We start from the raw sequence: 13,760 nt of genomic DNA, 5'->3' as shown, positions 1-13,760 counted from the left end.
CGCGCCCCCCCCCCCCAGGGTATCACCCTGCGGGGGGGCGCCGCTTTGGGGGTTCCCGGGCCCCGAACCCGGGGGGTGGCGGTGTGGGCGGCCCACGGCGATGCCTTGGGAGGCGAAGGCTTCGTTGAGTTCGATGACATCGAATTGGTGCGGTGTCAGGCCGAGGCGAGCGCAGAGCTTTTGTGTCGCCGGAGCAGGGCCGATGCCCATGATGCGCGGCGCAACGCCGGCGGCAGCGCCGCCGAGGATGCGGGCGATCGGCGTCAGGCCGTGTTTTTTCACAGCCGCTTCGGAGGCGATGATCAGCGCCGCCGCGCCATCGTTGACGCCCGATGCGTTGCCGGCGGTGACCGTGCCGTCTTGCCGGAACGGCGTCGGCAATTTGGCCAGCGACTCGACCGTGGTGCCGGCGCGGGGATGCTCATCCTTCGATACGATAGTCGCATCGCCCTTTTTCTGCGGGACCGTCACCGGGGTGATCTCCTTCGCCAGCCGGCCATTGGCCTGTGCTACGACGGCCTTGTCCTGGCTGCGCACGGCAAACCCATCCTGATCGGCGCGCGACACCTGGAAGTCCTCGGCGACGTTCTCGCCGGTCTCCGGCATGGAATCGACGCCATATTGTTTCTTCATCAGCGGGTTGATGAAGCGCCAGCCGATGGTGGTGTCATGGATCTCGGCATGGCGTGAAAAGGCGGTCTCGGCCTTGGGTATGACGAAGGGCGCGCGGCTCATCGATTCGACGCCGCCGGCGATCATCAACTCGGCTTCGCCCGCCTTGATGGCGCGGGCGGCAATGGTGAGCGCGTCCATGCCGGACCCGCAGAGACGATTGACGGTCGAGCCTGAAATTTCCTTCGGCAGTCCGGCCAGGAGCAGCGACATGCGGGCTACATTGCGGTTGTCCTCGCCGGCCTGATTGGCGCAGCCATAGACGACGTCGTCGACAGCCTGCCAGTCGATGCCGGCATTGCGCTCGACCAGCGCCTTCAGCGGGATGGCGCCAAGATCGTCGGCCCGCACCGACGACAGCGAGCCGCCGAAACGGCCGATCGGGGTGCGGATGTAATCGCAGATGAATGCCTCGGTCATGTCATGCGGCCTTTTCTTTTCCGCTTCCCTCATGCGCCGCCTTGGTGCGGGCCTGCAGGTCACGCAATGTCGTCAGCTCGAGTTCCGTCGGCGCCGGCGTTTCGTCAAGCGCCTCGGCGAACTTTACGATCCAGCCGCAGCTGTCCTGCACCTGCTGCCGCGTCACGCCGGGATGCAGCGACACCACGGTGAATTCCTTGCTCATCGGGTCGGGCTTCCAGATGGCGAGGTCGGTGATCAGCAGCGTCGGTCCAGCGGTCTCGATGCCGAGGCGCTGGCGATGGTCGCCGCCATTGCCATGGCCGAAGGAGGTGAAGAAGTCGATCTTCTCGACCATGCCGCGCTTGGACTGCGCCATGGTGATGTAGATCTCCTTCGACGAGGTGGCGATCTCCGGCGCGCCGCCGCCGCCGGGCAGGCGGGTCTTGGGATGCGCATAGTCGCCGATGATGGTGGTGTTGATGTTGCCGAACTTGTCGAGCTGGGCGGCACCGAGGAAACCGATCGAAATGCGACCGCCCTGCAGCCAGTAGCGAAACATCTCCGGCACCGAGACGGTCGTGACGGCGGTGTCGCAAAGTTCGCCGTCACCGATCGACAGCGGCAAAACATCGGGCGCGGTGCCGATGGTGCCGCTTTCATAGATCAGCGTGATGTCGGGCGCATGCGTCAGTCGCGCGACGTTGCAGGCGGCCGACGGCGCGCCAATGCCGACGAAGCAGACATCGTCGTTTTTCAGGGCTCGGCTGGCGGCAATCGTCATCATCTCATTGGGAGTAAAGCCGCTCATGCCGCGCTCCTCAGATGCTTTACGCGGCCGGCGAAATCGTCCGCCGTGCGCTCAAGGACATTGGCCTGCATCCAGGTCTGGAATTTTTCACGGTCGGCGGCGATGTCGTCCCATTCGAGATAGGCGGCGTTGTCCCTGGCATAGTAGCCGTGCGTGTAGGAGGGATGCGAACCGCCTGATACCACCGAGATCGCAGCGATGGTCCAGCGCGGCAGCACGGTGAGGTTGGGATGCAGGTCGTCGAAATTGTCGACGACTTCCTCTACCGTCACCACGGCGCGCTTGGCCGCGAGCACCGCTTCCTTCTGGATGCCGATAATGCCTTCGACCAGCACATTGCCTTTTTTGTCGGCCTCCTGAGCGTGGATGAAGGTCACGTCCGGTCGGATGGAAGGAACGGCGGCAAGCACCTCGCCGGTGAACGGGCAGGTGACCGAGCGGATGTTGGGATTGACTGCCGCCAGCCCGGCGCCGCGATAGCCGCGGAACACCGCGCAAGGCAGGCCGGCAGCTCCCGCCTCGTAGGCGTTGGCCATGCCGGCATGGCTGTGCTCCTCGATCTCGATCGACCGGGGGAAGCCGTTCTCGATGGCGTCGCGGGCGCGGCGCAGCAGGCCGACGCCGGGATTGCCGACATAGGAGAAGATGATCTTCTTGGCCATGCCCATGCCGATCATCTGGTCGTAGATCAGGTCGGGGGTCATGCGGATGAGCGTCAGGTCGCGAAAGCCCTGGCGGATGGCCTCATGCGCCGCCGCCGTCGGGATCAGATGCGTGAAGCCTTCGAAGGCGACCGTATCGCCATCATGCAGGTTCTCAGCCACGGCCTGTTTGAGCGGCAGGAAATTGACCATCGCCAAGAACTCCGAAGTTCAAAAAGTTCGTATTGCGAACATTTGTTTTGTATGAGATATTTTTACATCGCGCCGCCGAGACGAGTCAAGGCGGCGCATTGTCTTGCGGAGGCCGCATGGAGGACGAGGCAACGACACGCGACCATGTCGGCTCGCTGGAGCGCGGCCTTGCAGTCATGGAGATACTGGCCCGGCATCCGGCCGGGATGACGCTGACCGAAATGGCGGAGGAGGCGGGGCTGACCCGCGCCGGCGCGCGTCGCTTCCTGCTGACGCTAACCGCGACCGGCTATGCCACGCAATCCGGCCGGCAGTTTTCGCTATCGCCGCGCCTGCTCACCATCGTGCGCTCCTGGCTCGGCGGCGCCTCGCTGTGGACATTCGCCGCACCCATCATGCGCGACGTGGCCGCCCAGTTCGACGAGGCCTGTAACGCGGCGGTGCTGTCGGGCGAGGAAGTCGTCTATGTCGCGCGCATTCCTGGCCGCCGCATCCTCAGCGTTTCGCTCGATGTCGGCACCAGGCTGCCGGCGCATTGCACCTCGATGGGGCGCGTCCTGCTTGCGGGGCTGGGCGCGGATGAGCTGAAGGCCTTGCTTGCAGAGGCGAGGATCGAACGGCGCACGCCGAAGACGATCACCAGCCGCGCCGCGCTGGCCAAGGCCATCGACGCGGCGAGGGCGGATGGCTTTGCCGTCGTCGATGAAGAGCTGGAACTTGGCCTGCGCTCGATAGCGGTGCCGATCTATGACCGCGCCGGCAAGACCGTGGCGGCGATCAACGTCTCGACGCAGTCGGCGCGGTTCTCCGTCGAGGCGATGGAGCGGGATATCCTGCCAGCGCTGCGGACGGCCAAGCAACGGATTGAGGAATTTTTCTTCGTGTGAGCGCAAGGCTAATCGCCTGAGGGAAGCGCTGCCCCCGCTCTGTCTCGGAGACGCGACGCCCTGCGCGGTTAGCGTCGCCATGCGAACAAAGGATGCCCGGGGCACCTGAGCACAACGCATATGCGTGAATCCAAATATATCGTTGACGCCGCCCTTCAACTCCAATATCGAACAGGACTATACAGGTTTACTGAACAGGTACCCATATGAAGCGGCGCGCGGTTCAACTTTCTCCCGGCACGGGCAAGCCCGAGCAGATCGCCACCGTTCTCGAACATGAGATCCGCTCCGGCGTGCTTGGCTTCGGCGACCGCCTGCAAAGCGAGAACGAACTCGTCCAGCGCTTTTCCGTCAGCCGCAACACGGTCCGCAAGGGCCTCGAGGAGCTGTCCAGCCGTGGGCTGATCACCACCAAGGTCGGCATCGGCTCCTTCGTCACTTTCGACGGCAAGCCGGTCGATGACAGCATTGGCTGGTCGCGGGCGCTGGCCAATGCCGGCGCCAATGCCGAGACCCGGACGCTGCGGCTTGAAGTGATCGAGGATGCCGATCTTGCCGCGCTGCTTGGCATCGAAAGCCCGTTCTTCATCGCCGTCGACCGGGTGCGCACCAATGCCAGCGACGGCCATGCGATCTCCATCGAACGCAGCCGCCTGCCGCTGTCGCCCGAACTGGAGGACGTGCCGCTGCGTGGTCTGCGCGAAGGCTCGCTCCACCAGACGCTGCGAGCCGCCGGTCTCATTCCAGACCATGGCGAGGAATGGGTCGGCATCGAGATGCTCAACGCCGAAGACGCCACCATCCTCGGCTGCCCGCAAGGCACGCCGTTCCTGCGCGGACGCCGGCTGACGCGTGCGGCTGACGACCGGCCGATCGAATATGTCACCAGCCTGCTCAACCCGGCGCATTTCGCGCTGCATATGAGGTTTTGAGCGATGCCAGACAGCACCATTCTCGATCGCGCCATGGGCGCGCTTGTCGGGGGCGCGCTGGGCGATGCGCTCGGCATGCCGACACAGCTTCTGTCGCCGGCGCGGATCGCCGAGCTATACGGCCATGTCGAGGATTTCGTGGCGCCCTTCGCCGACCATCCGGTGTCGAAGGGGCTCGTTGCCGGCACCATCACCGACGATACCGAACAGGCGCTGCTGCTTGGTCGCATTCTGGTCCAGTCCGGCGACCGCTTCGACCATGCGCGCTGGGTGAACGCACTGCTCGACTGGGAGCGCGAGGTCAAGGCGCGCGGCAGCTATGACCTGCTGGGACCATCGACCAAGCGCGCCATCGACGCCATCAATGACGGCGTGCCGGCGGAAGAGGCGGGAAGCCGGGGCGACACCAATGGCGCGGCCATGCGCATCGCGCCGGTCGGCATCATGATGCCGCTGGAACCGCTCGATGGTTTCGTCGCCAAGGTGGCCGAGACCTGCCGTGCCACGCACAACACGTCGATTGCCATTGCTTCGGCCGCTGCCGTCGCTGCCGGTGTCAGCCACGGCGTCGCCGGTGGCGACTGGCGTGCCGCTTCCGACAGCGCGGTAGCAGCCGCGCGGCGAGGCGCCCGGCTCGGACATTGGGTGACTGGTGGCGATATCGCCGCGCGTATCGCCTGGGCGCAGGAGCTCGTGCGCGGCAAGACCATGCGGGATGCGATCGGGCTCATCACCGATCTCGTCGGCACCGGTGTGGCCAGCCAGGAGTCCGTGCCGGCAGCTTTCGCCGTGCTTGAAGTCGCGCAGGGCGATCCCTGGCAAGCGGCAATCATCAGCGCCAATCTCGGCGGCGACACCGACACGATCGGCGCGATTGCCTCAGGCATGGCCGGCGCCTGCGTCGGCTTTTCGCAACTGCCGCAACAACACATTGCCGGGCTCGTCGGCATAGATATGGGGGAGGTGCGCTCGCTTGCCGAAGACCTCGTCGCGGCGCGCACGGCAAAGGCCAGCAAGGATGCCGCGGCATGAGTGGGCGTCTGGTCCATATCGGCAGCGCCGTCGTCGACTATGTCTACCGCATCGACGCCTTGCCGGCGCCGGGCTGCGAGAAGACCGCGTCGAGCTTTGCGCAGGTCGCCGGCGGCGGCTTCAACATGATGGTCGCGGCCAGCCGCACCGGCATGACGGTGGTGTTCGGCGGCCAGCTCGGCAGCGGACCGAATGGCGATTTTTTGCGCGCCGCGTTTGCGGCCGAAGGCATCATAACGCTGACGTCGCCATCGCCGGTCATGGACAGCGGCAATTGCGTCGCCATGATCTCCGGGGATGCCGAGCGCACCTTCGTGTCGTGGCCCGGTGCGGAGAGCATTCTCAGCCTCGAGATGATGAGGCCCGTGGTGGTCGCGTCTGATGATTGGGTGTTCACGTCAGGCTACACGCTGAGCTATCTCGGAAGCCACAACGCGCTGACCGACTGGATCGAGGCGCTGCCAGAAAACATTCCCTTCGTTTTCGATCCAACGCCGGTCATCGCGGATATCCCACGTCCCATCCTGTCGCGGGTGCTTGCCCGTACGACATGGCTGAGCTGCAACATGACGGAAGCGGTCGAGATCGCTGGGCAAGGCGATGTCGAGGCACTCGCCGCCCGGCTGCTCGCCGACCACTGCCCAAAGGCCGAAGGCGTCGTTATCCGCGCCGGCGCCAAGGGCTGTTTCGTGAGGTTGGTCAATGGCGAGACGCAGACCATTGCCGGCTTCAAGGTCGATGCCATCGACACCAATGGCGCCGGCGACACCCATATCGGCGGTTTGGTCAGTGCACTCTCGCGCGGCGTGCATCCCTTCGAGGCGGCGCGCTATGCCAATGCGGCGGCAGCACTTTCCGTCACCCGCCATGGCGGCTCATCGGCGCCGACCGACAGCGAGATCCAGACTTTCCTGAGCCAGGCCGCCACGGGCGAGCCGGGCCAGAACCAGAAGGCCCATCAGACAGCCTGACCCGCCAAGCGGGCAAACAAGAGAGGAACGAACATGCGCATGCCAAGACTGACTGCCCTGCTGAGGGCGACCGCCGTCATCACCTCCGCGCTCACGCTGGCCGCCAGTGCCGCCGAAGTGCATGTGCTCAACTGGAAGGGCTACGGCGCCGACGAGCCGTGGGCGATCGAAGCCTTCGAAAAGGCGACCGGCAACAAGGTCGTCAACGACTTCTTCAATTCCGAACAGGAAATGCTGACCAAGATCCGCACCAATCCGGGCCTCTATGACGTGGTCATGATCAACGCCGCCTTCAACGATCAGGCGATGGCGGAAAAGCTGATCCAGCCGATCGATACCTCCAAGCTGCCGAACTATGCCGACATCAGCAAGGACAAGGCGCAATCGCCGATGCTCGACCATGACGGCAAGGTCTATGGCGTGCCGTGGGTGTGGGGCCTGACGGCGCTGGCTATCAACGAAAAGTCCTTCGACAAGCCACCGACCTCGATCGCCGAAATGTGGGACCCAGCGCATAAGGGCCGGGTCGTCATTCGCGACGACGCTGTCGAAGCGGTGCAGTTCGGCGCCATCGCCACCGGCCAGAACATCAACGACATCAAGGATATGGACGCGGTCAAGACCAAGCTGACCTCGCTGATGCCGCAGATCAAGACCTTCTGGAGCTCGGAGAACGACTGGAACCAGATGGTCGCCTCCAACCAGATCGACATCGGCACCTATTGGAGCGGCTCGGCCGACCGCGCCAAGACGCATTTCAAGCTGCCGGTCTCGCTGGTCGTTCCGCAGGAAGGCGCCGTCGCCTGGCTCGACGCGTTCTCGATCCCGGTGGGCTCGAAGAATGTCGAAGGTGCGCAGGCCTTCATCAACTGGATGATCGATCCGAAATTCTATGTCGAATGGGTCACCAAGGTCGGCGCTCCGGTGTCGGCCAACACCAAGGCGGTGGAAGCGCTGCCTGAAGACTCCTTCAACCGCAAGGTGATGGGCGATCCCGAGGTGGCCAAGCGCATCCAGTTCCAGGCGCCGATCAACGACGCGCAGCGCGAGGCCTATCTGGCGCTGTGGCAGCAGCTCAAGGTCGACGTGAAGTAACGCTCACGTCCGGACCAGCCGGCGGTTGGCGCCGGCTGGCCCTTCAATCCTGGGGAGGAGGGTATCATGGCAGTACAGGGTGCGGTCGCGTCGCGCAGCGGGCTGAGATCGGCCCTGCCGCTGCTGGCGCCGGCCTATCTCTGGCTGACGGTGGCGATCTTCCTGCCGCTCTCGGCCATGGTATTCTTCTCCTTCATGACCGACCTGCCGCTGTCGGGAAAGCCGTGGGCGTTCACCCTTGGCAATTACGCCGCCTTCTTCTCGCAGAGCCTGTACCTGACGCTGCTGCTCGCTTCGCTGCGGCTCGGCCTCGAAGTGACTTTGTGGTGCGTCGTCATCGGCTACCCCGCCGCCTATGTGCTGGCCAAGGTGCTGAAGGGGCGCAGCCGCGAGGCGATCTTCCTGCTGGTCATCCTGCCGTTCTGGTCGAACGGGCTGGTGCGCATCTTCTCCTGGGCGATGGTGCTGCGCGAGGGCGGCATCCTCGACACGGCGCTCAACGCCGTGCTGCCGTTCAAGATCAACATCGACCTGATGTATTCCTATCCCGCAATCATCATCGGCCTGGTGCACTCCTACGTGCCCTATATGGTGCTGACCTGCTATCTCACGCTGCAGGCAATCGACGACTCGCTGATCGAGGCCGGGCGCTCGCTCGGCGCCTCGCGGCTGCAGGTGCTGAAGCGGGTGATCATCCCGCTGTCTATGCCCGGCCTGGTGGCAGGTGCGGCACTGATCTTCGTGCCGGTCGTCGGCTCGTTCATGGAGCCGCGCATTCTCGGCGGTCGCACCGGCACCTTCTACGGCACGGTGATCGAAGACCAGTTCGTCGCCGTGTTCAACTGGCCGCTTGGTGCGGCATTGTCGTTCATCATGCTCGCCGTCGTGCTGGTCATCCTCGCAGTTGCCTCGCCGGTGCTGAAGAGGGCCGCGTGATGAAGACCACCCGCATCCTCCAAGGGCTGGGCCGGTTTTACATCTTCCTGCTGCTCGCCTTCCTCTATCTGCCGATCATCATCATGGCGCTGATGTCGTTCAACGTCTCGCCCTTCTACCAATTGCCGTTCGAATGGACGACGGAATGGTATGCCTCGCTCTGGCAGAACGACCAGCTGATCGCGGCCACCTGGAACAGCCTCGAGATCGCGGTCATCACCACGCTCATCTCAGTGGTGCTTGGCTCGGCCGCTTCGCTGGCGCTCTTCCGCTACGACTTCCGCGGCAAGAAAGTGCTGCAGGCGTTGCTGTTCCCGCCAATCGCCATACCATGGCTGATCACCGGCACGGCGATGCTGATCTTCTTCTTCGGCGTCGGCATCGGCCGCGGCCTGTCCGCCATCCTGCTCGGCCATGTCGCGCTGGCGCTGCCCTATGTCATCGTCGTCGTCTCGGCCCGGCTGCAAACCTTTGCGCCGGAGCTGGAAGAGGCGGCGCGCTCGCTCGGCGCCAACCAGTGGCAAGTGACGAGGCGTGTGACGCTGCCGTGGATCATGCCCGGCGTCATTGCCGGCGGCTTGTTCGCATTTGCCGTGTCGTTCGACCAGTTTGTCGTCTCCTACTTCCTGGCGACGCCGGGGCAGACGACGCTGCCGGTGGAAATCTACGCCGCGATCCGCAAGGGGTTCACGCCCGAGATCAACGCGGTCTCGACCATCATCATCGTCGTGTCGATGGCGCTGATGCTGCTCACGGCGCGCTTCTTCAAATTCGGCGGAGAGAAATAATGGCCGGCGTGCAGGTATCGAACGTCTCGCGCAGTTTTGGCGCGCACAAGGCGCTGGACGACGTCTCCATCGATTTTGCCGATGGCGGCTTTTATGCGTTGCTCGGCCCATCGGGCAGCGGCAAGACCACGCTGCTTCGCCAGATCGCCGGCTTCGACTTTCCCGATACTGGCCGCATTGCCATTGGCGGCGAGAGTGTGGAACGCGTGCCGGTCGAAAAGCGGCGCATCGGCATGGTGTTCCAGAACTATGCGCTGTTTCCCAATATGAGCGTTGCCGACAATGTCGCCTTCGGCCTGTCGGTGCGCGGCGAAACGAAAGCGACGATCGCCACCGAAGTGCAGCGCGCGCTCGATCTCGTCCAACTCGGGAAGCTCGGCGAGCGCCGGCCGCACCAGCTCTCCGGCGGTCAACGCCAGCGTGTGGCGCTGGCGCGCGCCATCGTCACCAAGCCGCGCGTGCTGCTGCTCGACGAGCCGCTCGGCGCGCTCGACAAGGCGCTGCGCGTCGACATGCAGATCGAGCTGAAGCGCATCCAGCGCGAGACCGGCATCACCACCATCTTCGTCACCCACGACCAGGAAGAGGCGCTGACGATGAGCGACCGCATCGGCATCCTGCGCGACGGCAGGCTCGTGCAGGAGGGGCCGCCGGAGGAGATCTACGACCGCCCAAAGAGCGAGTTTGCTGCCACCTTCCTTGGCGACGCAAACATTTTTCGTGGCGATGCGACCGGCGACGGCATCCGCCTGCTTGACGGCACGGCGATCGTTGCCGGCGTAGGCGACAGGCTTGCCGCCGGCACAAAGGCCAGCTGCGCCGTGCGCCCCGAACGCATTCGCATCGCCACCGATGCCGAGGCATCGAGCGGCAATGCCAACACGCTGAAGGGGCAAGTCTCCAAGCGCATCTTCGCCGGCAACAACAGCACCTATTTCGTCGAGCGCGCCGGCCAGACGTTGAAAGTCATCGTCCAGAATACCGGCAGTGACCGGCTGGCCGAGGGCCAGAATGTAATGCTCAGCTGGTCGCCGGAAAGCACCGTGCTGATTCCCGCAAACTAGTTCGCACCGTCACCCCGGCATGGTTCTGATGGGAATTGATGGAGCGGACCTTGGCTGATGGGCCGGCCATGGCGTTATATCCTGTCGTCCAAGGGAGGAATGGATGGCAGGCCAGGGTTTCGAGCCGGATGTGAGGGTTCGCACCAGCGAATACCGGATCGGTTGCATCGGCGCCGGCATGATCATGGCCGAATGCCATCTTGCCGCCTATGCGCAGGCCGGTTTCCCAGTCGTCGCCATCGCTTCGCGCACCAAGGCCAGCGCCGAGAAGGTAGCTGCACGCTGGAGCATTCCGACCGTCCACGACACGCCGGAACAACTGATCGAGAATCCCGAGATTGAGATCGTCGACCTTGCCTTCCCGCCCGACCAGCAGCCGGCGCTGATCCGCCATGCGCTGAAGCAGCCTCACATCAAGGCGATCCTGGCGCAGAAGCCACTGGCGCTGTCGGTCGATGAAGCCGTGAAACTGCGCGACGAAGCCGCAAAGTCCGGCAAGATCCTCTCGGTCAACCAGAACATGCGCTACGACCAGTCGATGCGCGTCCTGAAGCAGATCATCGACAGCGGCGCGCTGGGCGACATCGTCTTTGCGCAGATCGACATGCATGCGATCCCGCACTGGCAGACCTTCCTTCAGGACTACGACCGGCTGACGCTGGCCAATATGAGCGTGCATCATCTGGACGTGCTGCGCTTCCTGTTCGGCGATCCCTCGGAAATCACCACGCTGACACGCAAGGACCCGCGCACGACATTCGAGCATAGCGACGGCATCACCGTCTCGACGCTGCGCTTTCCCTCCGGCGTGCTCGCCGTGTCGCTGGAGGATGTCTGGTCCGGACCGCGCCAGGAGGGCTATGAGGACGACCAGCACATCAACTGGCGCGTCGACGGCACCAAGGGTGTCGCCAAGGGAACGATCGGCTGGCCGAAAGGCGTGGCCTCGACGCTGACCTATGCCTCGACCGAGACGACCGGCGGCGAATGGGTCAGCCCGAGCTGGGACACGATGTGGTTCCCGCATGCCTTCATCGGCGTCATGGAGCAACTGCAGCACGCCTTGAAGACCGGCACGCCGCCGGCATTATCGGTGGCCGACAACGTCAAGACGATGGCGCTGGTCGAGGCCGGCTATCGCTCGATGGCGCAAGGCCGCACCGTCAAACTGTCCGAGATATCGATCGACTGAACATGCCCGCCGAATAGTGTGGCGGCTGAATCGCTTACCGGGAGGAGTCACATCATGATGCAGGCAGGTATATTCACCGGCTATTTCCCCTGCGAGCTCGCGGAGGCCGCCCGCCGCATCCGCGCACTCGGCTTCAACACAGTGCAGCTCGACATGCATTTCAGGGATGTCGATCTCACAGCCGGGCAGATCACCGGGGACAAGGCGAGGACAGTGCGCGACACGTTTCGCGACCACAATCTGCCGGTGTGCTGCATCTCCGGCTACACCAACATTATCCACCCCGATAAAGTCGAGCGCAACAAGCGCGTCGGTTATCTCAAGGAGATCATCCGCAATGCGCGCGACTTCGGCTCGCCCTACGTGATCTCGGAGACCGGCACCTACAACACCGAATCCGACTGGGTGCATCATCCCAAAAACAAGACCGAGGAAGGCTTCGAGGAATGCCGCAAGGTGATCTCGGACCTTGCCCAGACGGCTTACGACCACGGCGCGGTGTTCCTGCTCGAAACCTATGTCAACAATGTCGTCGGCTCGGTCGAGGAGACGGTCAAAATGTTCGCGCAGGTCGACCATCCAGGCCTCGGCCTGCTGATGGATCCGACCAACTATTTCGAAACCCACAACATCGACAGGATGGACCAGATCCTGAACCAGGTGTTCGACACGCTTGCCGACAAGATCCGCATCGCGCACGCCAAGGACGTCAAGCGCTCAGGCAGCGACAAGACCGAGAAGCATGCCGATATCGGCGACGCGGACGCGCATGAGGGGCTGACCTTCCGCGGCGTCGGTGAGATCGAGCTGCCGGCGCCCGGGCTGGGATCGCTGAATTACGATCTCTATCTGCAGCGGCTCAGTGAGAAGCACCCGAACATCCCCGTCATCATCGAGCATCTGACCGAGGACGACGTGCCGCGGGCGAAAACATTTCTCGACGGGAAGTTCCGCGCCAACGGGCTTTGAGGTAGGCGAGACGGTGATGGCGACGTCGGCCAAGACAAAGCGCGATTACGGCCTGGTCGGCGAAAGCACCCGCCGGGCGATCGAGACCGGGCTGGCCTCGGCCGAGTGGTATCACACCGACGTGCCGCGCAAGGCAATGAAGGAACTGATGCAGCGCTCCGACGGGCCGGCGATCCGCGATACCATCATCTGGATCGCAGCCATCCTGGGCTCGGCCGCCGGCATCATCTGGTTCTGGGGCACGTGGTGGGTGGTGCCGTTCCTGCTCGTCTATGGCGTGCTGTATGGATCGTCGAGCGACTCGCGCTGGCACGAATGCGGCCATGGCACCGCTTTCCGCACACGCTGGATGAACGATGCGATCTACGAAATCGCCAGCTTCATGGTGGTGCGCAATCCGGTGCAATGGCGCTGGAGCCATGCGCGGCATCACACCGACACGATCATCGTCGGCCGTGACGCCGAGATCGCGGTAATGCGGCCGCCAAATCTGGTCAAGGCGGCGCTTGCCTTCACCGGCATTCTCGATTTCCGTTATTCGCTGCCGATCCTGGCGCGCCAGGCGTTGGGCAAGCTGTCGGACGACGAAAAGAGCTACATTCCTGAGACCGAACAGGGCAAGGCCATCACGGCGGCGCGCTGGCATGTCGCCGTGTACGTTGCGACGATCGCCCTCGCGATCGCGCTGGGTTCATGGCTGCCGCTGGTGCTGATCGGCCTGCCGCGTCTTTATGGCAGCTGGCACATGGTTCTGACCGGCCTGCTCCAGCATATCGGGTTGGCCGACAATGTCGTCGACCACCGGCTGAACACGCGCACCGTCTACATGAACCCGGTCAGCCGCTTCATCTACTGGAACATGAATTACCACGTCGAGCATCACATGTTTCCGATGGTGCCCTACCATGCGCTGCCGAGGCTGCACGAGCTGATCAAGCACGACCTGCCGGCGGCGAACCCGTCCATGTGGCATGCCTATCGCGAGGTCTGGCCGGTGCTGCTGAAGCAGCTGCGGTACGAGGATTATTTCCTCAAGCGCGAATTGCCGCCGACGGCGCGGCCCTATCGCGGTGAATTTCACGAGCTCGATATGTCGGCGGCGGCCGAGTAGCGAATAAACCACCCGCCTTCTATCCGGCCTGTTACGGGGCCGGTAAG

14 protein-coding genes are annotated in these 13,760 nt (G+C 63.9%); 11 read left to right on the top strand and 3 right to left on the bottom strand.

Annotation, left to right across the window (positions count from 1 at the left end):
- The 3 genes from NKI32_RS18585 to NKI32_RS18575 form a co-directional block, all read right to left on the bottom strand.
- The coding region (locus tag NKI32_RS18585) for a thiolase family protein (protein ID WP_353003135.1) at positions 1 to 1,092 on the bottom strand (1,092 nt) is incomplete at its 3' end.
- A gap of 1 nt (position 1,093) precedes the next feature.
- Positions 1,094 to 1,882: a CoA-transferase subunit beta gene (locus NKI32_RS18580; protein WP_023685267.1), complete on the bottom strand. Its 789-nt coding sequence runs from the start codon at positions 1,880 to 1,882 to the stop codon at positions 1,094 to 1,096.
- A complete protein-coding gene (locus tag NKI32_RS18575) occupies positions 1,879 to 2,736 on the bottom strand; it encodes a CoA transferase subunit A (protein ID WP_353003134.1) in 858 nt (285 codons plus the stop codon). The genes NKI32_RS18580 and NKI32_RS18575 overlap by 4 nt, the downstream gene beginning before the upstream one ends.
- A gap of 116 nt (positions 2,737 to 2,852) precedes the next feature.
- Here NKI32_RS18575 and NKI32_RS18570 point away from each other — a divergent pair, with 116 nt between their 5' ends.
- From NKI32_RS18570 to NKI32_RS18520, 11 genes are all read left to right on the top strand, one after another.
- Positions 2,853 to 3,623: an IclR family transcriptional regulator domain-containing protein gene (locus NKI32_RS18570; protein ID WP_023714833.1), complete on the top strand. Its 771-nt coding sequence runs from the start codon at positions 2,853 to 2,855 to the stop codon at positions 3,621 to 3,623.
- 206 nt (positions 3,624 to 3,829) lie between these two features.
- Entirely contained in the window at positions 3,830 to 4,555 is a 726-nt protein-coding gene (locus tag NKI32_RS18565) for a GntR family transcriptional regulator (protein WP_352512554.1), read from the top strand.
- A gap of 3 nt (positions 4,556 to 4,558) precedes the next feature.
- Positions 4,559 to 5,587, top strand: coding sequence for an ADP-ribosylglycohydrolase family protein (locus NKI32_RS18560; RefSeq protein ID WP_353003133.1), 1,029 nt, complete (start codon positions 4,559 to 4,561; stop codon positions 5,585 to 5,587).
- Positions 5,584 to 6,558 carry a PfkB family carbohydrate kinase gene (locus NKI32_RS18555; RefSeq protein ID WP_352512558.1) on the top strand — a complete coding sequence of 325 codons (975 nt, stop codon included), beginning with the start codon at positions 5,584 to 5,586 and terminating at the stop codon, positions 6,556 to 6,558. The genes NKI32_RS18560 and NKI32_RS18555 overlap by 4 nt, the downstream gene beginning before the upstream one ends.
- Positions 6,559 to 6,591: 33 nt before the next feature.
- A complete protein-coding gene (locus tag NKI32_RS18550) occupies positions 6,592 to 7,653 on the top strand; it encodes an ABC transporter substrate-binding protein (protein ID WP_353003132.1) in 1,062 nt (353 codons plus the stop codon).
- Positions 7,654 to 7,719: 66 nt separating this feature from the next.
- Positions 7,720 to 8,589, top strand: coding sequence for an ABC transporter permease (locus NKI32_RS18545; RefSeq protein ID WP_353003131.1), 870 nt, complete (start codon positions 7,720 to 7,722; stop codon positions 8,587 to 8,589).
- On the top strand, positions 8,589 to 9,377 hold the full coding sequence (locus NKI32_RS18540) for an ABC transporter permease (protein WP_353003136.1): 789 nt from the start codon (positions 8,589 to 8,591) through the stop codon (positions 9,375 to 9,377). Before NKI32_RS18545 ends, NKI32_RS18540 begins: the two co-directional genes overlap by 1 nt.
- Positions 9,377 to 10,441 (top strand): ABC transporter ATP-binding protein, encoded by a 1,065-nt coding sequence (locus NKI32_RS18535; RefSeq protein ID WP_353003130.1) that lies wholly within the window; start codon positions 9,377 to 9,379, stop codon positions 10,439 to 10,441. Before NKI32_RS18540 ends, NKI32_RS18535 begins: the two co-directional genes overlap by 1 nt.
- Positions 10,442 to 10,544: 103 nt before the next feature.
- On the top strand, positions 10,545 to 11,633 hold the full coding sequence (locus NKI32_RS18530) for a Gfo/Idh/MocA family protein (RefSeq protein ID WP_353003129.1): 1,089 nt from the start codon (positions 10,545 to 10,547) through the stop codon (positions 11,631 to 11,633).
- Positions 11,634 to 11,687: 54 nt separating this feature from the next.
- On the top strand, positions 11,688 to 12,602 hold the full coding sequence (locus NKI32_RS18525) for a sugar phosphate isomerase/epimerase family protein (RefSeq protein ID WP_353003128.1): 915 nt from the start codon (positions 11,688 to 11,690) through the stop codon (positions 12,600 to 12,602).
- Positions 12,603 to 12,618: 16 nt separating this feature from the next.
- Complete coding sequence (locus NKI32_RS18520) at positions 12,619 to 13,713, top strand: fatty acid desaturase family protein (protein WP_353003127.1); 1,095 nt, start codon at positions 12,619 to 12,621, stop codon at positions 13,711 to 13,713.
- Positions 13,714 to 13,760: the final 47 nt, after the last annotated feature.

Origin of the sequence: Mesorhizobium sp. M0761, from assembly GCF_040320205.1 — a bacterium.
Classification (GTDB): Bacteria; Pseudomonadota; Alphaproteobacteria; order Rhizobiales; family Rhizobiaceae; genus Mesorhizobium.
The sequence above is the reverse complement of the archived record's forward strand: the minus strand, read 5'-3'. Positions and strand labels throughout refer to the sequence as shown.

Coding starts and splice junctions, on each gene's coding strand:
- NKI32_RS18580 (WP_023685267.1), bottom strand. CDS start 1,882: ATGAGCGGCTTTACTCCCAATGAGATGATGACGATTGCCGCCAGCCGA.
- NKI32_RS18575 (WP_353003134.1), bottom strand. CDS start 2,736: ATGGTCAATTTCCTGCCGCTCAAACAGGCCGTGGCTGAGAACCTGCAT.
- NKI32_RS18570 (WP_023714833.1), top strand. CDS start 2,853: ATGGAGGACGAGGCAACGACACGCGACCATGTCGGCTCGCTGGAGCGC.
- NKI32_RS18565 (WP_352512554.1), top strand. CDS start 3,830: ATGAAGCGGCGCGCGGTTCAACTTTCTCCCGGCACGGGCAAGCCCGAG.
- NKI32_RS18560 (WP_353003133.1), top strand. CDS start 4,559: ATGCCAGACAGCACCATTCTCGATCGCGCCATGGGCGCGCTTGTCGGG.
- NKI32_RS18555 (WP_352512558.1), top strand. CDS start 5,584: ATGAGTGGGCGTCTGGTCCATATCGGCAGCGCCGTCGTCGACTATGTC.
- NKI32_RS18550 (WP_353003132.1), top strand. CDS start 6,592: ATGCGCATGCCAAGACTGACTGCCCTGCTGAGGGCGACCGCCGTCATC.
- NKI32_RS18545 (WP_353003131.1), top strand. CDS start 7,720: ATGGCAGTACAGGGTGCGGTCGCGTCGCGCAGCGGGCTGAGATCGGCC.
- NKI32_RS18540 (WP_353003136.1), top strand. CDS start 8,589: ATGAAGACCACCCGCATCCTCCAAGGGCTGGGCCGGTTTTACATCTTC.
- NKI32_RS18535 (WP_353003130.1), top strand. CDS start 9,377: ATGGCCGGCGTGCAGGTATCGAACGTCTCGCGCAGTTTTGGCGCGCAC.
- NKI32_RS18530 (WP_353003129.1), top strand. CDS start 10,545: ATGGCAGGCCAGGGTTTCGAGCCGGATGTGAGGGTTCGCACCAGCGAA.
- NKI32_RS18525 (WP_353003128.1), top strand. CDS start 11,688: ATGATGCAGGCAGGTATATTCACCGGCTATTTCCCCTGCGAGCTCGCG.
- NKI32_RS18520 (WP_353003127.1), top strand. CDS start 12,619: ATGGCGACGTCGGCCAAGACAAAGCGCGATTACGGCCTGGTCGGCGAA.